The following is a 22846-nucleotide window of genomic DNA, read 5'->3' as shown; positions in this document are numbered from 1 at the left end:
AGTTCGTGCGTACGAAAATCGTGCCGGGCGCGGGGTTCGAGCTATTGGGGGGAGAAAAATCGCTTATAACACAGGACAGGCGGGGGGTGGGATGAATTCTCGGGGGTGTTCCGTGTTCCGAACACGGAACCTTGAATGAGCGCTAGAGAAAGCCACTTTCTCCATCTTGGGCATTCTTCGAGAAAAAGCAAGGGCTGGAAACGGCTGTGTGGTATGGCTTTTGCGGGATTTCGTTTTTCGGGCTAGGATGGGAGCTAGTTGCAAGACGCAGAATCCGCTAGGGTTCTCGCTTGGATTGCTGCTAAACTTCACCTTCGCTCTCTCCCCTAATCTGGTAACGGCTTTGCAGGGATGTTCAAAACCTCTCCGGCCAAATCCGAATACGTCACTCGCAAGCAGATCATCGACGCCAAGTTGAAGGCGGCAGGCTGGACTGTCGCCAAATTCGACGCGGAGCGGCCACTTGCGAAATATGAACGCTGCGCCATCGAAGAGTATCCGACTGAGGCGGGGCCTGCGGACTACGCCCTGTGCATGGGCGGACGCATCGTGGGCATTGTCGAGGCGAAGAAACTGAGCCTCGGACCGCAGAACGTGCTAACCCAGGCAGAACGGTACTCTCGGGGCCTCATGGCGGGCCCCTTCGATTTCCGCGGCTACCGCGTACCGTTTCTCTTTTCCACCAACGGCGAGGTGATCTGGTACCACGACATTCGGAACGAGCTGAGCCGCTCGCGAGAGATCAAGAAGTTCCACACGCCCGATGCCCTCACCGAATTCGTGGAGCGGGATTTTGATGCATCAGTTGCAGTGCTCCGGGCGATGCCGAACGATCACCGGCGAATCCTGGCGCGGCCGTACCAAGTCGAAGCGAACACCGCAATAGAAAATGCAATCGAAGAGCGAAAGCGACACATGCTCGTCGCCATGGCGACCGGCACCGGCAAGACCTTCATGACCGTGAACGAGATCTACCGGTTGATGAAGTCGGGCGTCGCGAAACGCATCCTCTTTCTCGTCGACCGGCGGGCGCTTGCGGCGCAGGCGGTGCGGACGTTCGCATCATTCGAACCGGAGCCCGGACTTAAGTTCAATAAGATCTACCAGGTATATAGCCAGAAATTCCAAAAAGAGGATTTCGGTGAGGACGAAAAATTCGATCCCACAGTCCTGCCGAATTCATACCTCACCGCGCCGAAGCCGGGCGACGCGTTCGTGTACGTCTCGACCATCCAGCGGATGGCTATCAACCTTTTCGGGCGGGAGACGGTACTCGGAGACAAGGACGAAGCTCCGGATGAGGATGCTGACGAGATCAAGAACATCCCGATCCATGCCTTCGACCTCGTCATCGCCGACGAATGCCACCGCGGGTACACCGCAAAGCAAGTGGCCGTCTGGCGGCAGACGCTGGAACACTTCGATGCGATCAAGGTAGGCCTCACCGCGACCCCGGCATCGCACACAACCTCTTTCTTTAAGGATGTCGTGTTCCGGTATGAGTACGAGCGCGCGGTTCTGGAAGACTTCCTCGTGCCCTACGACGTCGTGGCGGTCTCATCTGACGTCCGGATGAAGGGCGTATTTCTCAAGGAGGGCGAGGAAGTTGGCATCGTCAATGCGGAGACCGGCACGAAACAGCTTGATCTCCTGGAAGACGAGCGGCAGTTCGATACCACCGAGATCGAGGAGAAGGTCACCTCCCCCGACTCCAACCGCAAGATCCTCGAGGAAGTGAAGAAGTACGCGCTGGAACACGAAGCGATCTACGGACGTCTGCCGAAGACGCTAATCTTCGCGGCAAACGATCTGCCGCACACTTCGCACGCCGACCAATTGGTCGAGACCGCCAGGGACGTATATGGGCGGGGCGATTCATATGTGCAGAAGATCACAGGATCGAAAACCGTGGACCGGCCCCTGCAGCGAATCCGGGAGTTCCGGAACCGGCCGGAGCCCGGGATTGTGGTCACGGTCGACATGCTCTCCACCGGCGTAGACATCCCTGATCTCGAATTCATCGTATTCCTCCGTCCGGTGAAGTCGCGCATCCTGTTCGAGCAGATGCTGGGGCGAGGAACCCGCAGGGGTGATAAGTTCCCGGACAAGTCGCATTTCACGGTCTTTGATTGTTTCGGCGGGTCTCTCTTCGAGTATTTCAGGAACGCGACCGACATCACCGCGGAGCCCCTTGAGAAAGAGGCCCGGACGATTGCCGAGGTCATCGAGGACATCTGGCAGAACCATGATCGCGACTACAACGTCCGGTGCCTGGTGAAGCGCCTGCAGCGCATCAACAAGGAGATGTCGGGAGAGGCGCGGGAACAGTTTGCGGCCTGGGTTGCCGACGGGGATCTCGGGGCGTATGCAAAGGATTTGCCTGGGGACCTGAAGCGGAACTTCGCGGGAGCCATGAAGCTTCTGAGAGATCCGAAGTTCCAAGATCTTCTGGTGAACTACATCCGCGCCAAGCGCACCTTCGTTATCGCGTACGAAAACAAGGATGCAGTCAGATCGGAATGGCTGGCACGCGGCGCGGATGGGAAGGAATACAAGCCCGAAGATTACCTCACGGCGTTTGCCCGATTCGTCGAGGAGAACCCGGACCACATTGAAGCGATCAGGATTTTGCAGCAGAGTCCAGAGAACTGGAGTCCGGCTGCTATCGGGGAACTTAGAGACAAGCTAAGGGCAGCGCCGCAGCGATTCACGCTTGAGAACCTGCAGAAAGCGCACGAGATCCAGTATCACAAGGCTCTCGCCGACATCATCTCGATGGTGAAGCACGCCGCCGACAAGCAAAGTCCCCTGCTCACCGCGAACGAACGGGTCGAGCGCGCGTTTGCTACAGTAACGTCAGGCAGAACGTTCACGCCGGAACAGCAGCAGTGGCTGGAGCGCATACAGACGCACCTCGTCGTGAACCTGTCCATTGATGAAGAGGACTTTGACAGCCTGCCGATCTTCACGCGCTTTGGCGGGTGGGGACGGGCAAACGGGGTCTTCTCAGGCCAATTGCCGCAGCTTATCCATTCTTTTAATCAGGCTATTGCGATATGAGCGATGTTGTCGGGAAACTGTGGGGCTTCTGTCATACCCTTCGGCATGACGGGATCGATTACGGTGATTACATAGAGCAGCTCACCTACCTTCTCTTTTTGAAGATGGCCGATGAGCGCGGGATCGACCTTTCGAAAACGAAGTACGTGGCCGGGAACGGCAGAGAGGTCGAGTGCGATTGCTCGTGGCCAACGCTCGAATCGAAGTCGGGCACGGCGCTGACTGAGCACTATGTCTCGGTTCTCCAGGCATTGGGAAAGCAGAAAGGGCTGCTGGGCGAGATTTTCGCAGGAGCGTTGTCGCGGTTCAACAATCCCGTGAACCTCAAGGCCCTGCTCGGCGTCATCGACGAGACCGAATGGACGCAGCTTGGTGTGGACGTGAAGGCAGCCGCATTTGAGGGGCTCCTGGAAAAGGCTGCGAGTGAAGGGAAGAAGGGCGCGGGGCAGTACTTCACGCCGCGCATCCTTATTCAGTCGATCGTGCGGTGCGTGAAGCCGGACCCGAGGAGCCACAAGGAATTTACGATCTCCGACCCGGCATGCGGGAGCGGCGGGTTTTTGGTCTCTGCATATGAATGGTTCATCGGGGAGACGAAGGGCGGGGCGCTCGACCGCGAGCTCGCAAAAAGGATCAAGAAGGGAACTTATTACGGGCAGGAGTTGGTCGCCCGGCCGAAGAGGCTCGCGCTGATGAACCTATACCTGCATGGGCTTGAGCCAGTCATCAAAGGTGGCGATTCTATTTACGAAGTTCCTGACTCGCAGCGGTTCGACGTGGTGTTGACCAATCCCCCGTTCGGGACGAAGGGTGCCAACCAAGTTCCGGACCGGGATGATTTCACGATTGAGACCTCGAACAAGCAGCTCAACTTTCTGCAGCATGTGCTGACGATTCTCAAGCAGGGAGGGCGCGCGGCCGTCGTGGTGCCTGACAACTGCCTCTTCGCGGATCAGGCGGGAGAAGTGTTCGAGATCCTGATGAAGGACTGCGTGCTCCATACGGTGCTGCGGCTGCCGAACGGCACGTTCAGCCCGTACAGTCCCGGTACCAAAACGAACGTGATTTTCTTCACTAAAGGTGCGCCGACCGAAACGGTGTGGGTGTACGACGCTCGAAGCAACGTGCCGCGGATCACGAAGAAGGACCGGCCGCTTACGAAAGAGCACTTTGCGGAATTCGAAAAGTGTTTTGGCGGCGATCCGAATGGGCGATCGAAACGGAAAGCGAGCGACTCTAAGGAAGATCGGTGGCGGTCGTTCTCTATCGCGGAAGTGAAGGAGCGCGATTACAAGATCGACGGACTGAAATGGCTGAAGGATGAGTCGCTCGACGAATTTGATCCGGATATTGAGCCGCAGGAACTCGCGACGGATGCGATCGCGGAGCTTAAAGCCGCGGTCGAGGAGTTGAACGCGATCGTGGCGATGCTGGAGTCGAATGGGAACGGGAACGGCAAATCGGCTAAACCTGCAGCGACAGGCAAAAAGGCATGAGCACCAAGGCACAACTACTGCGCGAAGAGGAAATCACCGCCGAATCGGATTTGCCGGAGGGTTGGGCTGCCGCCGAAATTGGCGAGGTTTCGCATGTTGTTGGGGGTGGAACTCCAAAGACGTCAGTTTCAGACAACTTTTCTGAAGATGGCCAACCGTGGCTAACACCTGCCGACTTGAGCGGATTTGAGGGGATGTACATCAAGAGAGGTAGACGAGGGCTGTCGGAAAAGGGCTTTCGATCCTGCGGCGCAACGGCAATGCCACCGGGAACAGTGCTGATGTCGAGTCGCGCCCCAATCGGATACGTTGCGATTGCCGCGAACCCGATTGCAACGAGTCAAGGATTTAAGAGCTTCGTTCTACCAAACGGCATTGTTCCGGAATACTGCTATTTCTGGTTGAAATATAAACGCGATGATCTTCAAGAACTGGGTAGCGGCACGACTTTTCTTGAAATCTCCGGTGCTAAAGCTAAGGAGATACCGTTCATATTTGCTCCGTATGAAGAGCAGCGGCGCATCTCGAGAGCACTAGAAGAGGTGACGTCCAGGACCAAATCACCTCTAAATCACCTTGGCCGAGCAAAACAGCTTCTAGCAAACTTTCGTCAATCGGTTTTGGCGGCGGCGTGTTCGGGGAAGCTGACGGAAGAGTGGAGAGTGCAGCATCCGGATGTTGACCTTAATCAGAAACTGGACCTGAAGAAAATCGATGGTCCGACAGAGATACCGGATTCCTGGATTTGGATCACCTTCGGGTCGATATTGAGCGAACTCAAGAATGGCATTTCGACAAAGCCCGAGATAGAGCCTCCAGGGAGACCAATTCTTCGCATAAGTGCCGTTCGCTCAGGTAGCGTCAGTCTCGAAGATCGACGCTATTTGCGGGCAAAGGAAAAGTTTTCTGAATACGGACTTCGAGAAGGAGATCTTCTATTTACACGCTATAACGGCAGCTTGGACCTCCTCGGCGTATGCGGACAGGTGCGTAACCTAGGTGGCGAGTTGTTGTACCCCGATAAACTCATGCGAGTGCGATTCGGTCATGGGCTCGTGTTACCGTCTTATGCCGAAATCTTCTTCGGCTCTACCGGCGCACGAGAGCGGATTACCGATGGGGCTGTTTCTTCCGCCGGACAACAGGGTATATCGGGGGCCAAAGTCAAAGCCCAACCGTTCGCATTGCCTCCCTTCGAAGAGCAAGACGAAATCGTCCGCCGGGTCGAGGCACTCTTCAAACTTGCTGATGCCATCGAGAAGCGAGTTGCTGCTGCAACTGCCCGGGCCGAGAACCTGACACAAGCCGTACTCGCGAAGGCATTTCGAGGTGAATTGGTGTCCACCGAAGCCGAACTGGCAAGACGCGAGGGGCGAGATTACGAACCGGCATCGGTGTTGTTGGAGAGGATAAGGGCGGAGAGGCAGACCAAAGCCGCAAATCGTAAAAATAACAGGATATGAACCGATACGGAACCTTCAAGATCTTCTTCGAACACGATTTTGATTCTTATTCTCGTGGACGGCTCGAAGAACTAAGACAAACAATTCGCAATGAGGATGAAACCTTTATTGTGAACGTCGATGAATCCAAGTACATCGAACACTTAGTGTCGAAATATTCGATTGATCCCCTCGAGTTGCATTTTGACCACATCGAGGTGAGCGTCCATGAGGAAATGATTCCTGCCGAACATTTTCCTTTTGATTTCAACGTGTATGAGGGCAAGTCGTATCCCAAACCAGTAATCAAATATCACTTGCCTGTAACGGGCGACCTGGGGCTTTTGCGTTGCATTCCAAACCCTCGCGTGCTCATGACTTATCCCGTCTCACTTGAGAACGGAGCAGTCTGTTTCGATATTGTCGATTTCTACAACGATGCCGATCGTATCAAGCGAGAAGCGGATTCGAGATTAGGAACGATTAGGCAACAATATGAAAATCTGGCCTCAAACATCCGCGCATTCAATGCGGGATTGCAGAAAGAAGCACGGAATCTGTTTGGAACTCGAAAAGAAGAGCTATTAAAGAGATCTCACACTCTTTCCAAATTGGGCGTCCCGATAAGAAAAGCTTCAGGTATCCCGAGTACGTTTGCCGTTCCAGCTGCTAGGAAACAGATTGTTAGTAAGCCAGCGCCATCAGGCTCGCCAGCAAAGAGTCCCGATCCTACCCTTGAAGAGAATATCTATCAGGATATTTTGAAGGTGATACATGACACCGGGAAGGTATTTGAGCGACTACCCAGGACGTATGCAGGGAAGGACGAGGAGTCGCTCAGAGACCATCTGATCCTCCAGCTTGAACCGCAATTCGAGTATTCGACGACGGGAGAGACATTTAACAAGACTGGCAAGACCGACATATTGATCCGATATGAGAAAAGCAACATCTTTGTTGCAGAGTGCAAGTTTTGGGGTGGCTCAAAAAAGCACCTCGAAACAATCGACCAGATTCTGTCTTATCTGACGTGGCGAGATTCGAAGACCGCAATCGTCTATTTCATGGATACGAAGGAAATGTCCGCTCCTCTGAAAGCTATTGAAGTGGATACACCAGGTCACCTATGTTTTGTGAAACTCAATGGGAAGAAGGATGATTCATGGTTTGACTACACCTTCCACCTGCCTGGTGATAAGGGTGTGCCAATAAGACTGAGTATCCTCTGTTTCCACCTACCGAAATCTTCCAAGTGAGCCCGCAGTGGCCGCGACCGCGAAAAAGTGGCGCTGATTACTCCCTTGGTGTCTATTTGGTGTCTATGTCCAAAGAGCTCTGTCGAGAACCGAGAGAACGAATAGACTTTAGAGAAAGTCCAGCAAGTACCAATCTATCAATCAGATACAGATAATTCCTCGCACGCCAAGAACTTAGCTGGAATGCGTAGGCTCGAATCCCTTCTTCGGCACCAATCCTTATAATTCAGTAGCAAGGCCGTCGACCGGAAAGACGCCGAGCAGCAGTACATCGCGGTCGGCGGCGAGATTACAGCGTCATGGCCCACGGTAGCGATGGCTCTATGCCGCTGCGTCGTAGGTTCACATGGAACGAGATAGCGAGTTCGACATCATAATGACCTCCCTTGATCTTGCAGTGCGAGATCTTTTCATCATTGGTAGACGCCGTGTTGTAGTAAAGGCTGGGGCACTGCCTGGGCGCATCGGACTAGCTGCACAAAATTGATCGCCGTTGGTTCGACGATCACATCCATCAGTGACTTACATCATGGCATGCCGTAAGTAACCAGACGTACGCTGCGCCACACTGCGCCATGTTTTCTGACATGACATAGCGGCGTTTCGCAGGGTGTCAGAACGTCGTTGGATTTCTTCGTTGGATGCTTCTATGGTTGTGGGGTTACGCTCGTCTTCCCGCCAGGAGCAGCAAGTCTGGAAATCTGCTCAAAGCCTGGGTCGTCCTTGAGCAGGACAAGGAAAAGAACTTAAGAACACCCTTCCCGATCTCCCAGACAGAAAACCCGATTCGAACAAATTTCTTCAGTGCGCACGTCCGAAGTGTCCCCGATGTGTGTACCACCAACTTCCTGATCTGGGTGCTTCTGCCCATTGGAGGTCCGGCAAGGACACGATGTGCCGGATAAGACATGGCAACTAGACGAGAATTCCTGCAAACGACTGCAATGGCCGGGACTGCCGCAGCGATCTATGGGGCACTCGGCACAAAGCGACCCTGGGGTTTCAACCAGAGCTCAGGGCTTGGACTGACGCTTTTTTCGCAACAACTACGAGGCGTCGGTCCGGGCGGGATACCGGTGGCTCTCCCTGACGGATTTTCGCCTGTCACGGGTGCCGCTCACTACTCTTTCAATATTGGTGATTTCCATGACACGCTGCACCCGAACCTTGGCCCCACTTCCCTCTGGGGCTACAGCCCCTCGGTAGCGCTTGGCGAAGGCGGCTATCCTAAGCGCCATCTGGGCGGCATTGTCGTGGCCAACAAGGACGTGCCTATCCAGATGACTTTCACCAACACTCTTCCCAACCAGCACATCCTGCCGGTTGACGTTAGCGCGTTTTTTCCGGACGCCGCTTCTTCGAAGAACAAAACCTCAACTCACTTGCACGGAGGATTTGTTCCATGGATCAGTGATGGGGGACCGTTCTCATGGTTCGATCCCCAAGGCAATTACGGCCCCAGTGTGCCGCTCAGCTTCTACGAATTGCTGAACCCGGCGATACAGGCGGGACAAGCCGAATACTATTATCCCAACCAGCAGAGCGCGCGCATGTTGTGGTACCACGACCACGCTCACGAAACCACTCGCCTGAATGCCTATGCGGGTATCGCGAGCGCCTACCTTATTCGCGACGGCTTCGAAGGCAATCTACGCAACCAGGGCCTGTCTGATTTTGTCGAGAACGGCGGTTACGAGTTGCCGATCATTGTTCAAGACAAGGTCTTCGTGAATGGCAACCCCCTTTCGCCAAACTACATTTTCGATGTCGATCCGACCTGGCCCAACTACTGTCCGAGCACGACGGGGTCTCTCTGGTACGCCCATGTGTATGATCCCGCCGACCTGGGATCGAATCCCATCTTCCCTTTGCCCGACCCATCTGCTGTTCCGGAATTTTTCGGCGACACGATGCTGGCAAACGGCACGGTGTATCCGGAAGTTGAGGTAGAAGCTCGCAGGTATCGGTTCCGCGTCTTGAATGCCTGCAGTTCCCGGTTCCTCAACCTGCAAATGTACATCGACGATGGAAGCCCGAATGGCATCACGCTCGACAAGAGGGGGAAACCTCAAAACAAGGCGGCTTTGAACGCCGCCGCCGCTAACCCCCATGGCGCTCCCACGAGTAACTTTCTCGTTCTCGGAGCCGAGGGCGGCTTCCTCCCACGGCCGGCGTTCGTAGCCAGTAATACCCCATTCAACGGCACTGCGACGGGTGGGTCCCTCCTGCTGGCACCTGCTGAACGGGTCGATATGCTTTTTGATTTTTCAAAACACGTGGGACAGCAGATCATCCTTTACACCGATGCGCCGGCGCCGTTCCCGGACGGCGACGCAGGCACCGATTTCTTCCCCGGTTGGAACGTTAGAAACAACCCAGTCAATGGCATAACCACCGCTGGCGAAGGACCGAACACGCGTGTCATCATGCGCTTCAAAGTCGTTCCAGCCACCAGCGTGGACCCGCTACTCAACATCAGCCATGCAACCGATCTTACCCTCGGCAATGACGCGCTCCTGGTGCCTCCTGGAGTAACCACGCCACCGCCGGGAGTCCCGGTCAGGCAACTGACACTCAATGAGGAGTTTGACGATTGGGGCCGCCTGATTCAGCGGATTGGCACGAATGTTCCGCTCTATCCCGGGACCTTCGCCAGGTTCTACATGGACACGCCTACCGAGACACCGACGGCGGGAAGCACGGAGGTTTGGGAATTCGCGAATCTCACTGGCGACACTCATCCAATCCACTTCCACTTGGTGAATGTGCAGATCATCTCGCGCCAGCCATTCAAGCTGAACACCTATGACGGGACTCCGAACCTGACCGGTGCCCCTGTGCCTCCGCCGATGTTCGAGAGAGGGTGGAAGGAAACGGTTCGCATGAACCCGGGCGAGGTGACGACGGTGATCATGAAGTTCGCATTGCCGTCCGTTAGCTTCGCCGTACCTCCCAGCCCGAGACTGCAGAACGAATACGGGATCACCGGGGCTGAGTATGTCTACCACTGTCACATCTTGGAGCACGAGGAACACGACATGATGCGGCCACTGGTCGTTCTCTAGATCGGAGAGTCGAGTACATCACGGGAGCGGCCTCCGCCGCTCCCAGCCGTCGCCCCAACCTATTCTCCACCAAGCCATTGATGCTGGATTCTTTATGGATGACGAGCAATCCGGAAGTCATCGTTTTGTCAGTCGGGATTGGTACTTCTAAACGCGCTTCTCTATCCCGTACGAACACCAATTGTGTCCGGATGGTCGGCTATTCGGAAGTGATCGAAGGAACAGACTGCCGGGCTAAGGAGCGTGCTTATCCGGACGCTAGCTGTAAACCCCGCAGCCAATGCGGCGAAGTATGGTCTCAACCTGCTGGATGCCCAAGGTCTCCAACAACTCGATTGGCTTCAGGTCCTTAAGGACCGTGTTCGGCGAATTCAACCAGTCGGTTGCTACTCTCAAATCAAATACATGCTATGAGGGCTTTTTAGAAATCCTTTCTTCGGCCCCAAAGCGAAGTCTTCCTGGATGTACACGAAGACAGCTGAGAAATTGCACTTCCTCTCCTGCAGCGACGAATTGTTCAAGAAACCGCTGGTTTCCTGAATCTAAGCAGAAGGAATCCCAGAACACCCGATAGAAGCGACGCAGCGAAAACTCCGATTTTCGCCATATCTATAATCGACTGTTCCGAGAACGCCAAGTCGGAAATGAAAAGAGAGATTGTGAAGCCAACACCACCGAGCATTGCCAGGCCGACGACCTGAATCCACGTGAGGTGCGGCATGAGGGTCGCGACTCGCAACCGAGTTGCGATGTAAGCGAAACCGGCTATTCCCAGGGATTTCCCCACAAACAACCCCACGAAAACGCCAATGGTCACCGGGCTGAACAGTGCGTTCCTGAGGACGGCGAAATTAAAGGTGAGGCCAGCATTCGCCAGGGCGAAGAACGGCAGAATGACGTAAGCAGTCCACGGATGCAGCATTCTCACCAGGTAGTCCGAGGGTGCCTCAGTCTCTGTCACAAGTTGTCCGAGTCTTCCGAGCATGGCTTCCGCGGAGTCATTGTCCGCTCCGTCGACCGAATTCTGAATACCATTGACGAGTCCACCCGCCAAGGCGCTGAAGGAACGCTTATCATGGATAGGCTCTGTTGGTGTGAGCAGGCCGAGCACCACACCCGCAACGGTCGCGTGCACGCCTGAATTCAACACCGCGAACCAGCACAGCACTCCAAGCGGAACGTACGATGCGGTTGAGCGCACTCCAAGACGTCGCATTACCAGGATCATCGCAATTGCAAAGGCGAACCATATCAACGGAATGAGGCTGAGATGATCTGAGTAGAAGACTGCAATCACTAGAATTGCACCGAGATCATCCACCGTAGCGAGGGCGAGCAGGAAGATACGCGCAGATGTGGGCAGCCGGTTTCCAGCAAGAGACACAATGCCGAGCGAAAAAGCAATGTCGGTGGCCATGGGTATTCCCCACCCATGGAGGGTTTGTGTACCACTGTTAAACAACAGGTACAAAAGCGCAGGAACGATCATTCCGCCGAACGCACAGATGATGGGCAGTGCTGCGCGCTTCCATCCAGACAATTCGCCGTGCAGGAACTCACGCTTGATCTCGAGTCCCACTACAAAGAAAAAGACGACCATGAAGGCGTCATTAATCCATTCACGCAACGTGTGCTCGAGAGAGAATGTTCCAAAGTGAATAGATACCTGCGTCGTCCAGAATCGCCCGTACGAATCGGCAGCCGGAGAGTTGGCCCAGATTAGTGCCGTTACAGCGGCGAGCAACAGCAATAGCCCACTGGTGATTTCCGTAAGGAAGTACCGTTGCGCGGGCAGAAGAACTCTCTTCGTCAAGAATGACGTATCCGCTTTTGCGAGTGTTGAGCCTCGACTGCGGGCCGGAACTTGCATATTTGCTCCGTCTTAAATGACGACGTTGAAAAAGGTTGACATAGCTAGTTTGAGACAGGCGGCATCGGCACAGATTATCGCACCCTGACGCCGCAATCAGATAGAAACCGGAACACCAGCACTTTTTGGTATCCACTTTGAGCCACTTAGGTTAAAAGTATCTGCAGATGCGACCCGCTTTTGAGGTCGTCCGCGTTTATGGGGGCCTAAGATGCCGCAACTGCGTCCAATGAGTACGGGAGAGATTCTCGACCGGACGTTCAGCAACTACCGACACAATTTCAAACTCTTCGCCGGAATCGCCGCCATTCCCGCGGCGATCCTTCTCGTCTGCAAACTGTTATTCATCCTTGTCGGAGTTGCAGATTCCTGGACCCCGGCTGCGCGGGGCACCGGAATCGCTGCTGGCGGCGCCGGAAGCGCGGCGCTGATATTCTCAGTTGTTGGCGCGATCGTGACGGCGATTTTCTACGTGATTGCCCTCGCCGTCTCGCAGGGGGCCACAGCGTACGCCGTTTCCGCCGTCCATCTCGAAGTCCCGACGACGATTCGGGAATGTTACGGCCGCATCAAGGGCCGGTACGGCAGGATGGTGAACGTCATTGTCACCATTTACATTCGAGTCTTCGGCGTGATGCTTCTCGCCTACCTGCTGATCATCCTCGCGGTTTTCGTACCCAGCACATTCGGCGCAAAGGGAATTGTGCTGTCCGTCGCTATTGGTATCCTGGCCCTCGTAGGGTTCTTCGTTGGGCTTATCTTTGCTGTCCGCCTTTTCGCGCGATATTCGCTGGCAGTCCCTGCCTGCGTCGTCGAAGACATAAAGACCCGGCCCGCCATCAAGCGCAGCGTGTTCCTTTCCACGGGAAGCATCGGCAAGATCCTGGCAATTTACATTCTCGTCGTCGTCATCAACATGGTGGCTGCATTCGGAGTAGCGATCCCCATCCAGATGCTTATGTTCGTTTCCAAGACGACGCTGTGGGCGACCATGATCACCATCTTCCAGGCAGTCGGATCCTTCGGGGTCTACTCTGTCGTGGGTCCCCTCGCAACCATCGCCTTATCGCTCGTGTACTTCGACGAGCGGGTCCGCAAGGAGGCCTTCGACATCCAGTACATGATGCAATTCCTGCCGCAGGCACCGCCCGTCGAAGTGCCTGCTGGGAGCACCCTGACCGCGCAATTCGCGACCGCCCCCGCCGGCGCCGCTGCTGAGCCTATGCTTGGCACCGAGCAGCGTCAGCCCGAATCCTCCGCATCACCTGAGCAGGGACCCTCGAACGCAGAAGGAGCTGGAACGGCCAATTCCTGATGCGCAAGATCGTCCATTTCATTCTGCTGTTCGGCGCCCTCTCCGGCCTCGTCTTTGCCAACGAACCGGCGAAAGCCCCGCCTCGGCCGATGGCGCGTCAGTTGACCTTTGCGGAGTTCGACCAGGAGATACAGCGCCTCGGCTCCGCTGTCGCGAATCTCAAGTCCGATTCCAAAGGTATTGTTCCCTTACACGACTCCATTCCCGACAAGTACATCGTTATAGGCAACAACACGTCGTTCACCATCAACAACACCGTCCTGAAAAAGGCGATTGGCGAATACCAAATCGCTTACCCGAAACGGAAAGCTGACCTGCTGAACGCAATGCAATCGGCCATCGCGCAAATGCGAGAAGGTCTCGTCGTCTACTCGCAACCTTCAGACCACGCACTTGAACGTAAGAGGCTCGCGGAGGTTCTGGCGCGGCGCGAGTTCCGGCGCGTCTCCGGCCCGACCAAATTGCAGCAGATCTGGGCGAAAGTGGAGCTATGGATTGAACGTCTGCTGATGAAGATCTTCGGCAAGATCCCAAGCCCGGCTCACGGCAGCGACATCGTGACGTGGATCCTGATCTGCATTGCCACGGTGCTGCTGGCTGTATGGCTGATGCGGATCGGCCGCAACCTCGAGCGCGAGCAGGTAACCGAGCGCGTCCTCTTTGCGCCATCCGAAAAACATTGGAGCGCCTGGCTCGCCGACGCGAAGGCGGCTGCGGCAGGTGGGAACTGGCGCGACGCTATTCACCTCGCCTACTGGGCTGGGATCTCCAAGCTCGAAGATTCAGGTGCCTGGATACCGGACCGCGCCCGAACTCCACGCGAGTACCTGAAGATCATGACCGCCCGCGACCCGAATCGTCCTGCACTGTCCGCACTCACACGTAAATTTGAGGTGGTCTGGTACGGCAATAAACCCGCTGCAGCCGACGACTATCACGAAACATTGCAGCAACTCGAGGCGATCGGATGCCGCTGACCCTTCGACCCGAGGAGAAAAAAGCCGCAATCGCTTTTGCGGTGATCATAGGTGTCATCATTGCCCTTGTCCTGGTGACCTCGCCGAATGCGGACAAGGACCCGGTCTTCCCCTCCTCCACATCAGCGCATTCGCACGGTGCCAAGGCTACCTACTTGATGTTGCAGGAAAGCGGATACGCCATCGAGCGCTGGTACGAGCCGCCCGATCAACTTCCCGCCAAACCCAAGGGCACTCTGCTCATCCTCGCGCAGCCAACGTTGTATCCCGACAGGGCGGAGAAACAGGCGATCGACAGATACGTTCGCCTCGGTGGACGAGTCCTGGCCGTTGGTTGGCTCGCAGGAAGCCTGCTTCCGATTAACGACGCCGAGATGCTGACAGTAGCGCATGTCGAGCAGTCCGACATTGAACCGTCGCTGCCCAGCCGTATCACTCGTGGAGGTCCTTTCAAGAGCAGTTGGGAATCGAAGTGGAATGTCACCTCGCCTGACCAGATGGTTCACTACGCGACCGCCGACGGTCCGGTCGTAATTTCCTACCATCTTGGCGCGGGCGAAGTCGTATGGTGGGCCAGTTCAGTGCCGCTTACCAACGCCGGCATCAACGAAACCGGCAATCTCGACCTTCTCCTGAACAGCATTGGTGACCGCAACACGCGCATCTACTGGGACGAGTACTTCCATTCTTCGCGGCAGTCTCTATGGTCGCGGGTCGCCGACACGCCGCTGAAATGGTTATTCGCGCAGTTGGCGCTGGTCCTGGGCGCCGCGTTGATCACCTATTCCCGCCGCAGCGGCCCAATGCGGCCCCTGCAGGAGCCATCGCGACTGTCCTCGCTGGAGTTCATCGAGACTCTCGGCGGTTTGTACAAGCGCTCGCGCGCGCCGAGGTTGGCAGTGCAGGTAGCATGGGACCGTTTCCGCCAGGTCATGATGCACAAGCTCGGCTTCCGACGCGACTCGTCTGCCGACATGATTACGAGCCTGTGCCGCGAACGGTTGAAATTCAGCGATACTGGTTTCACCGAAACAATGCAGCAATGCGAGTCCGCCGGTTACGACCAGGACATGACGGACAAGAAGGCATTGCATTTGATACAGAAGCTTACCGAGTATCAGACTGAACTACTTAAAATCGCGGGATCGAAAACGGAGAGACGCTGAATGGAACAGAGTCAAGGAGAAGCAACAGCGTACACAAAAGCTCTGCCGAAAGTAGTAGAGCAGGTGCGCAAAGAAGTCGGCAAAGGCGTTGTCGGACAGCAGGACTTCGTGGACAAGGTTCTCCTTGCCATCCTCTGCCGCGGACACGCGCTCATCGAGGGCGTACCCGGAGTCGCAAAGACCCTCGTCGTCAAACTGCTGGCGCGAATGCTGCAGGTCGATTTTCAGCGCGTGCAATGTACGTCAGACTTGATGCCCGCCGATGTTATCGGCGGCAATGTCTTCAATGCCGCGAATGCGACATTTTCGTTGCGCAAGGGCCCGATCTTCACCGACCTGCTGCTCGTAGACGAAATCAACCGCATGCCTCCGCGCACGCAGGCGGCCCTGCTCGAGTCAATGGAAGAGTTGCAGGTCACGATCGACGGCGCCCGCTACGCGTTGACGGAATTCTTCACCGTCCTGGCCACACAGAACCCGGTCGAGTTCGAAGGCACCTACCCGCTCCCTGAGGCCCAGTTGGACCGCTTCCTCCTGAAAATCAAGGTCGACTATCCTGGCGCCGAAGACGAGGTCGCCATCCTCGAACATCATCAGAACGGATTCGACGCCCGAGACCTCCAGCAACTCTCGCTGGAGATGCTCGATACCGACCTGCTGCGCCGGGCGCGCCAGGAAGTACGCAACGTTCGCGTGGAACCGGCTCTGTTCAAGTATGTCAGCGACGTCATCCGCCGCACTCGCGAGTGGCCGACGGTCTCGCTTGGTGCCAGTCCTCGCGCCGGCGTCAGCCTTCTCGTGGTCTCGAAGGCCCTGGCCGGCATGGAGGGCCGCGACTACATGATTCCGGATGACGTGAAGGAAGCGGCGCTGCCATGCCTCCGCCACCGCATTCTCTTGAAACCCGAAGCGGAACTGGAGGGCATCGGCGCCGATAACGTTATCTCCGACGTGCTCGCTGCGGTCGAGGTCCCGAAATGACGCATCACCTTCTTCCCGATCCGATCAGCGCCTCCTCACGTACCGGGCGCAAGCTTGCCTTCGGATTTGGAAACAGGTTCCTGCTGCTTTTTCTCCTCGGCTTTGCGTGGATCGTGCCCGCCTTCTGGAATCGCCACTTTCTCTATGGAATGTGGGCGTGGGATTTCGTGCTGATCGCTGCCTGGCTGGTAGATTTTTCACGCCTGCCGCGTCCAACCGATCTTCATGTCGAGCGTTCGTGGGTCGGAGTGCCCGCGATCGAATGCACATCCGAAGTGTCGATCTCAGTCTCCAATCAGTCCCGCGGCACGATTCACTGCGAGATTGAAGACGATCTTCCGCCGGCATTTCGAGTTCCAGTGCCGGGAATGAAACTGACCGTCGCTCCGCGCCGCCGCGCCACCGCGACTTACACCGCCACCGCAATGCAACGCGGCGATTTCAAAACCGGCTCCACCTACTTACGCGCGCAAACCGGCCTGCACTTTGCCGAGCGCTGGTATGTCGCCGATCTCGTCCAGGAACTGCGAATCTACCCCAACATCGAGGCCGCGAAGAAGAACACGATCTTCCTCTCGCGAAGCCGCCAGATCGAACTGGAGAAGAGGAGGTTGAAGCAGCGTGGCCTGGGTCGCGAATTCGAGAGCCTCCGCGACTACCAGGACGGCGATGAATTTCGCGATATCTCCTGGACCGCATCCGCCCGCCGGGGAAAGCTCATCACCCGCGTCTACAACGTCGAGCGCAGCCAACCCGTGTGGATCGTCATGGATACCGGCCGCCTCATGCGCGCCCAGGTCGGCGACCTCAATAAACTCGACTTCGCCGCCGAAGCCGCACTGAACCTCGCCCAACTCGCGCTTTATTCAGGCGACCGCGTCGGTCTCCTCGGTTATGGCCGCCAGATCAAGCATCGCGTGCCACTGGGACGTGGCCTGCCTCACTTGCGCGCCATCGTCGAAGAACTCGCAGTCGCCAAGGCAGAAGTTCCCGAAGCCGATCACCTCCGCGCCGCCGGAATGCTCTTATCCATGCAGAAGCGCCGCAGCCTGGTCGTCTGGATCACGGATCTCGCCGAAACCGCCATGACGCCGGAGGTCATCGAGGGCGCGTCACTGATGCTGAAGCGCAACCTCGTGCTCTTCATGGTGATCGGCGACCCCGCGCTTGCCAAAAAAGGTGCCGCACGACCCAAGGACTCCGAGCAGATGTACGAAATGGTAGCGGCGCAGGAGATGCTTCAGAGAAGGGAACTGCTGATTTCCCGCCTGCGCGACCAGGGTGCCCTCGCCATGGAAGTTACTCCGGGCCAGCTTTCCGTGGCGCTGATGAACCAGTACCTCATGATCAAGGAGCGCAGCCTGATCTAGTTTTCGGGCTGCTTCGGCTTCGGCGGCAGCGAAAGATATGCCAGCAAAGCCGCAAACATCAGTGCCGAGACCGCGAACTTCATCGCTACAGGCGCATTCGATGGCGAGAAGAATCCTTCCAGCAAGCCTGCGACGAACAGCATAGGAATGGTTCCCAGCACCAACCGCACCGCTTCTCCCCCGGCCACGACCAGCGAATCTCGCCGCGAAAGATTGTTCGGGAACAGTAGTCCTTCCGCGATTCGAAATGCCGCTCCCCCGGCGATGAAGATAGCCGGTAGCTCTAAAGCTCCGTGCGGCGCGACGAAGCTCCACAACTTCAGGCTCATCCCGCCCATCCAGCACGCCGCCCCAATCACGCCCATCAGCAGGCCATTAAATATGATCAGGTACGCGGTAACCACTCCGCCCGTGATTCCGGACGCGAAGGTAGCGAACGCGACGCTCAAATTATTGGTCATGATGGCGCTCGATGCGATGGGCTTCATTGCGACCACAGACTGGGTCCACATCTCGCGCCGCTCGATCGTCTGGACCATTCGCGGCCCAAGCATCTGGCGCATGAAATCCGGATGCGTGACTGTGAGGATTGCGCCAATCAGGGCGCTTCCCAGGAAAAGGGCGAACGCCGCCACCGTGTATGTCGACATCCGGCGAAACACCTGCGGGTACGTGTACCGATAGAAGTGGTAGATCTCGATAGCACTCGATTTTCGGCCCGTGTAAATGATATTGTGAGCCCGCGCAAGCAACTGGTTTACGTACCGGGCGAAGTTCTGGCTGTACGGGTCTTCGCGAAGGGCAGAGAGATCCGCCGCCGTTTGGCGATATAGGAGCGCAAGCTCCTGGAGTTCTGAGCGGTTCAGCCCCGCGACGCCGTTCTTTCTGCTGTCGTCGAGCAGTTCTTCGAGCCGGCTCCAGTACGGTTTGCGTTTTTCCAGCCAGTGCGTGGAGATCATTTTGGACCCGATTGAGAAGCTTACTATTGATACCCCAGAACAGGTGGATTTGGAATACCCACTCGCAGGCCTTGGCAGCCGTTTCCTGGGCGTGCTCTACGATTCCCTGGTTCAACTCATAATTTTTCTGGTGCTGTCGCTGATCTCCGCGTTCGCGCTGCCCGGCGGTCTCTGGAATGCCCCATCGAAATGGCTTGCGGCGATATTGATCCTGGTTGCCTTCTGCATCTACTGGGGCTACTTCGCGGCCTTTGAAGCCCTCTGGAACGGCCAAACCCTCGGCAAGCGCCAGGCCGGAATCCGCGTCATCAAAGACAGTGGCCGTCCCATTACGCCGTTCGAGGCGATCGCCCGAAACCTTGTTCGCGCCGTAGACGTCATACCTGGCTTCTACGCAGTCGGTGCAATCACCATGGCCTTGAACAAGCGCAACCGCCGTCTCGGCGACTTCGTCGCGGGAACAGTCGTTGTCCACGACCGCAAGGCCGATGAAAACCAGGTCATCTGGAGCGTTCCAAAGGATTACGGGTCCACCTGGGACATCTCGACCATAACCGATAGCGATCTCCAGGTGATCGAAGCTTTCCTGGAAAGACGCCTCGATATCCCGCTCGATGTTCGTCACGCGACAGCACAGCGTCTCGCCGATGTTTATGCCGGGCGCCTGAAACTCGCGCCGGAAGCCAGGGGCAACAACGAAGATCTTCTCGAGGCCATCGCAATCCAGTTCCGCAATTCGCGACGCTTCCGCCAACTGAAGTAGCAGTTGCGCGCCCACGCGGCGAAGAAAGCCATTCGCTATCAGTACGAGAGTCGCAACGAGAATTGGAACGAACGCGCCGGCAACTGGTTCGTTATGCCCGATAGCGGCTGGCCAAATCCGTTGCCTGGCGTCGGCCCATTCCCATAGGTTCCGCTATAGCCGACGAAGTTTGCGTGATTGAAGATGTTGAGGGACTCCGCTCGCGCGCGCACGTGCAACGATTCCGTCACTCGGAAATCTTTTTCAACGAATGGGGAGAAGTCGTAGATCGGCCGTCCGCGCCCGGTATTGCGCCCTACAACTACGCCGTTGATCACCGGTCGGTCCGTCGTCGCGCCCGGATCTCCGCTGTTAGTTGTGCCCGTGACGATGTTGAACGGCAGTGCCGAAGCCGCCGTGGCGATTCCGCCAAAACTGACACCCCACGGCGCGTTATAGATTCCGCTCAGAACGAACCGGTGCCGCTGATCGAAGATCGCATTGCCTTTTTCCCTCTGTCCCGTGAAATTTGGATCGTTGGGGTTCTGGTTAGGAATGTCGGGATCGACGTTATTGATCGCGTGGGAGTAGACGTAGCTGGCCAGCATCGTAAAGCGCTTCGCAAAATGATGGCTGAGGTTCACGTTCAGCGCGTTATACGTCCCGAATCCGTTATTGACATCGCTCAGAATGACGCCGTAAGCCGGCTGCGGCGGATTCGGCGCCGTCGGATCGCACGTCCGCCCGGCATCTGCGTAGAACGCCACCCACAGCGGCCGCGTGCAATTCGCCGCCTGCGCGCTTCGGACCTGGCCTGGTTCCGTGCGCACGAACGGTGTCGGCGCATCAAGGTCGAGTGGACGCACTATATGGAGCGAGTGCGAACCAACGTAATCGACACTGAGCACCCAATCCGGCGCCAACTGCCGCTCGATTCCAAAGCTCCACTGCTCCGAATATGGACTCAGCAGCGCCTCCGGATAGCCCTTCAGGAGCGAGGTATCGAAGAACTGATTGTAGTAAGCGCTGCGTCCCGGGCGAATATATAAGCTGCGCACGGGCTGAATCGCGCCCGACGGGAATTGTGGCAGCGGAGCGTCGGCAATACTGGTTGGGAATCCTATCTGTCCCGGTTGCGCCGTGTAGTTGAAGACGCCGGTCGGGCCGGAGAGCGTGTAATTCGCCGCGGAATTGTCCACTACCTGGGCATAGTAGATCCCGAACCCGCCGCGAATCACGGTCTTGCCGCCGTCGAACGGATCGTAGGAGAAGCCGACGCGCGGCGCGATATTCTTAGTCGAATCCGTGAAGGTCTGCCGCTCGTATCTCAGCCCAAGATTGATCGTGAGGTTGGTCTTCACCCGCACGTCATCCTGCACGAATAGCGCCCACAGCGTATCGCCGACCGTGTAATTGGCGTTTCCGTAGCTCTGCGTATAGCTTCGGACATTCGTAATGTCGTTGAGATATGCCGCGCTCTCGCAGACCGTCAATGGCTGAGTGCACGTGTTGTACTGAAATTGCCCGAGGAAGATGGGCCCGCCATACTCTTTGCTGTCGCCGCCGTTGTGCGCGTGAATCACCTCCACGCCGAACTTCAACTGGTGCCGTCGCCACGAACTCGAAACCGTGTCGGTGAACTCGTATTGCCGGTTCAACAGCAGCGCCGATTGCGACGTGCCCGTCGTGAAAGTCCCACCCGTCGAGACCGGTACCACGAACTGCGTTCCATAAACCAGCGGATCGAACTGCGTAATCGGCGAAGCCAACTGAAACTGCGCGCGCGCGGAATTCAGCAGCGACGAGGTCAACTCTGCTGTTTCGCCCGCTTCCACTGAATACGTTCTCCGCCGGAAGATGCGATCTACCGTCGGCAGGTTATTACCGCCCACCGCTCCGTTCGGATTCGTATCGTGAAAGCTGTCGGTGTTGGCCCGCAGGAACAACTGGTTTCTCTCGTCTAATTGATGGTCGAGCCTCAGAAATGTCATCCACCCTGCGTAGTGTCCTGCGAATACTTGAGGTGCGATCGGCGAAGTCACCGGTGATCCACGGTTCTGACGGCTGTATTCGCCGGCCAGGAAAAAATGAGTGCGCCCCTCGCTTCCGGGTATCGGTCCCGAGAGAGAACCCGACAGCAGTCCAAGAGAATCGGTGACGACCTGGTTGCCATTCGTGGCACTCGCGGCGGTAAACCCCGACAACTTCGCCGACGTACCGTTCGGCCGCCATGCCGTAAGCAGATCGCCGTGAAACTGATTTCCTCCCTGCCTGGTCGTGATATTCACGACTCCGCCCATCGTGGCGCCATACTCTGCGGAAAAAGCATTCTCGAGGACGGTCATTTCCTGCACCGCAACCTGCGGAATGTTTGTAAACGTTGTCTGGCGCCCCCACATGTCATTGCCGGTCGCGCCGTCCACCACCCAGGCCGTCTGCCGCCGCCCCGAACCGTTCGTCGTGAACAGGTTCTGGTTCATGAACGCGTCGCCCTGGTTGAGAGCCGGTCGGTTAGCCGCATTCAGCAGCGGCAGATACGTTATCCGGTTGTTCAGCAGCGGCATCTGCTCGATCTGCTTCAACTCAATAAGATCTCCCAATTGGGGCTCATCGGTTCGAATCTGTCCCACTGTTCCCGTTACGACGAGGTGTGTTTTTGCGGCGTTCACATTCAACTGCAACTCGAGTTCTGCGGTTCTTCCCCCCGCGAGCTTCAGTTGCTGGGTCGTTTCCGCGAAACCCTCCTTCTGCGTTGTCAGGGTATACGTTCCCACCGGCAGTCCGGAAAAAGTGAAAAATCCTGACGCATTACTTGTGGCGTTGCGCCCAGCCGCAGTCGCGTTGTTGGTGAGTGTGATCGTAACGCCAGGAATCCGCGCTCCCGCTGGATCCAACACTCGTCCGCGCACAGTAACCGTATCGGGAGTCTGGGCGAAGAAAGTTACTGTCAGGCTAGCGATCAAAACCAATAGGGCAAGCGGGGCACAATCACGACGCATTATTCTTGAAGCCTCGGTCAGCGTAGTTGCAGGCAGCTATCTTAGCATTCGCTCACATGTGCCCCCGCGGAGCACGTCCTGTACCACTTCTCTGAACCTTCGTCCGCGAAAAGCGACAGATATGCGTCCGAAAAGGTACACTGTTGCG

At 56.7% G+C, this 22846-nt stretch carries 15 protein-coding genes; 11 read left to right on the top strand and 4 right to left on the bottom strand.

From position 1 onward, the window contains the following. Positions 1–351 precede the first annotated feature (351 nt). The 5 genes from ROO76_07185 to ROO76_07165 all read left to right on the top strand — a co-directional run bounded on the left by ROO76_07185 (position 352) and on the right by ROO76_07165 (position 10319). Entirely contained in the window at positions 352–3060 is a 2709-nt protein-coding gene (locus ROO76_07185) for a type I restriction-modification enzyme R subunit C-terminal domain-containing protein (GenBank protein MDT8067938.1), read from the top strand. Continuing rightward, positions 3057–4556 carry a class I SAM-dependent DNA methyltransferase gene (locus ROO76_07180; protein ID MDT8067937.1) on the top strand — a complete coding sequence of 500 codons (1500 nt, stop codon included), beginning with the start codon at positions 3057–3059 and terminating at the stop codon, positions 4554–4556. Before ROO76_07185 ends, ROO76_07180 begins: the two co-directional genes overlap by 4 nt. Beyond that, entirely contained in the window at positions 4553–6019 is a 1467-nt protein-coding gene (locus ROO76_07175; GenBank protein ID MDT8067936.1) for a restriction endonuclease subunit S, read from the top strand. The genes ROO76_07180 and ROO76_07175 overlap by 4 nt, the downstream gene beginning before the upstream one ends. After that, positions 6016–7254 carry a hypothetical protein gene (locus tag ROO76_07170; protein MDT8067935.1) on the top strand — a complete coding sequence of 413 codons (1239 nt, stop codon included), beginning with the start codon at positions 6016–6018 and terminating at the stop codon, positions 7252–7254. Before ROO76_07175 ends, ROO76_07170 begins: the two co-directional genes overlap by 4 nt. Before the next feature lie 908 nt (positions 7255–8162). Further along, the gene (locus tag ROO76_07165; GenBank protein MDT8067934.1) at positions 8163–10319 is read left to right on the top strand and encodes a multicopper oxidase domain-containing protein; all 2157 of its coding nucleotides are present in this window, start codon (positions 8163–8165) and stop codon (positions 10317–10319) included. A gap of 258 nt (positions 10320–10577) precedes the next feature. Here the strand turns inward: ROO76_07165 and ROO76_07160 are convergent, their stop codons facing one another. After that, positions 10578–10715 carry an MbcA/ParS/Xre antitoxin family protein gene (locus tag ROO76_07160; GenBank protein ID MDT8067933.1) on the bottom strand — a complete coding sequence of 46 codons (138 nt, stop codon included), beginning with the start codon at positions 10713–10715 and terminating at the stop codon, positions 10578–10580. A gap of 121 nt (positions 10716–10836) precedes the next feature. Beyond that, positions 10837–12132 carry a Na+/H+ antiporter NhaA gene (gene nhaA, locus ROO76_07155; protein MDT8067932.1) on the bottom strand — a complete coding sequence of 432 codons (1296 nt, stop codon included), beginning with the start codon at positions 12130–12132 and terminating at the stop codon, positions 10837–10839. Positions 12133–12400: 268 nt separating this feature from the next. On the opposite strand from nhaA, the gene ROO76_07150 reads away from it, so the two are divergent. The 5 genes from ROO76_07150 to ROO76_07130 are packed head-to-tail and all read left to right on the top strand — an operon-like array spanning position 12401 to position 17998. Then, complete coding sequence (locus ROO76_07150) at positions 12401–13504, top strand: hypothetical protein (GenBank protein MDT8067931.1); 1104 nt, start codon at positions 12401–12403, stop codon at positions 13502–13504. Next, positions 13504–14481 carry a DUF4129 domain-containing protein gene (locus ROO76_07145; GenBank protein MDT8067930.1) on the top strand — a complete coding sequence of 326 codons (978 nt, stop codon included), beginning with the start codon at positions 13504–13506 and terminating at the stop codon, positions 14479–14481. The genes ROO76_07150 and ROO76_07145 overlap by 1 nt, the downstream gene beginning before the upstream one ends. After that, positions 14472–15647: a DUF4350 domain-containing protein gene (locus tag ROO76_07140; protein ID MDT8067929.1), complete on the top strand. Its 1176-nt coding sequence runs from the start codon at positions 14472–14474 to the stop codon at positions 15645–15647. The genes ROO76_07145 and ROO76_07140 overlap by 10 nt, the downstream gene beginning before the upstream one ends. Continuing rightward, positions 15648–16628, top strand: a complete 981-nt coding sequence (locus tag ROO76_07135; protein MDT8067928.1) for a MoxR family ATPase — start codon at positions 15648–15650, stop codon at positions 16626–16628. Beyond that, entirely contained in the window at positions 16625–17998 is a 1374-nt protein-coding gene (locus ROO76_07130; protein ID MDT8067927.1) for a DUF58 domain-containing protein, read from the top strand. Before ROO76_07135 ends, ROO76_07130 begins: the two co-directional genes overlap by 4 nt. Here ROO76_07130 and ROO76_07125 read toward each other — a convergent pair. After that, complete coding sequence (locus tag ROO76_07125) at positions 17995–18957, bottom strand: stage II sporulation protein M (protein ID MDT8067926.1); 963 nt, start codon at positions 18955–18957, stop codon at positions 17995–17997. The genes ROO76_07130 and ROO76_07125 overlap by 4 nt on opposite strands. Position 18958: 1 nt before the next feature. On the opposite strand from ROO76_07125, the gene ROO76_07120 reads away from it, so the two are divergent. Further along, a complete protein-coding gene (locus ROO76_07120) occupies positions 18959–19720 on the top strand; it encodes an RDD family protein (protein MDT8067925.1) in 762 nt (253 codons plus the stop codon). A 38-nt stretch (positions 19721–19758) separates the two neighbouring features. On the opposite strand, the gene ROO76_07115 is transcribed toward ROO76_07120, so the two are convergent. Next, positions 19759–22698, bottom strand: coding sequence for a TonB-dependent receptor (locus tag ROO76_07115; GenBank protein ID MDT8067924.1), 2940 nt, complete (start codon positions 22696–22698; stop codon positions 19759–19761). Positions 22699–22846 lie beyond the last annotated feature (148 nt).

This window comes from Terriglobia bacterium (assembly GCA_032252755.1).
Classification (GTDB): domain Bacteria; phylum Acidobacteriota; class Terriglobia; order Terriglobales; family Acidobacteriaceae; genus JAVUPY01.
Note: the sequence above shows the minus strand (reverse complement) of the source record. Positions and strands in the feature narration are given on the sequence as shown.

Bases quoted from the DNA above. Each gene is read 5' to 3' on its own strand.
- ROO76_07135 (MDT8067928.1), top strand. From the start codon at position 15,648: ATGGAACAGAGTCAAGGAGAAGCAACAGCGTACACAAAAGCTCTGCCG.
- ROO76_07175 (MDT8067936.1), top strand. From the start codon at position 4,553: ATGAGCACCAAGGCACAACTACTGCGCGAAGAGGAAATCACCGCCGAA.
- ROO76_07170 (MDT8067935.1), top strand. From the start codon at position 6,016: ATGAACCGATACGGAACCTTCAAGATCTTCTTCGAACACGATTTTGAT.
- ROO76_07125 (MDT8067926.1), bottom strand. From the start codon at position 18,957: ATGATCTCCACGCACTGGCTGGAAAAACGCAAACCGTACTGGAGCCGG.
- ROO76_07145 (MDT8067930.1), top strand. From the start codon at position 13,504: ATGCGCAAGATCGTCCATTTCATTCTGCTGTTCGGCGCCCTCTCCGGC.
- ROO76_07185 (MDT8067938.1), top strand. From the start codon at position 352: ATGTTCAAAACCTCTCCGGCCAAATCCGAATACGTCACTCGCAAGCAG.
- ROO76_07130 (MDT8067927.1), top strand. From the start codon at position 16,625: ATGACGCATCACCTTCTTCCCGATCCGATCAGCGCCTCCTCACGTACC.
- ROO76_07180 (MDT8067937.1), top strand. From the start codon at position 3,057: ATGAGCGATGTTGTCGGGAAACTGTGGGGCTTCTGTCATACCCTTCGG.
- ROO76_07115 (MDT8067924.1), bottom strand. From the start codon at position 22,698: ATGCGTCGTGATTGTGCCCCGCTTGCCCTATTGGTTTTGATCGCTAGC.
- ROO76_07140 (MDT8067929.1), top strand. From the start codon at position 14,472: ATGCCGCTGACCCTTCGACCCGAGGAGAAAAAAGCCGCAATCGCTTTT.
- ROO76_07165 (MDT8067934.1), top strand. From the start codon at position 8,163: ATGGCAACTAGACGAGAATTCCTGCAAACGACTGCAATGGCCGGGACT.
- ROO76_07150 (MDT8067931.1), top strand. From the start codon at position 12,401: ATGCCGCAACTGCGTCCAATGAGTACGGGAGAGATTCTCGACCGGACG.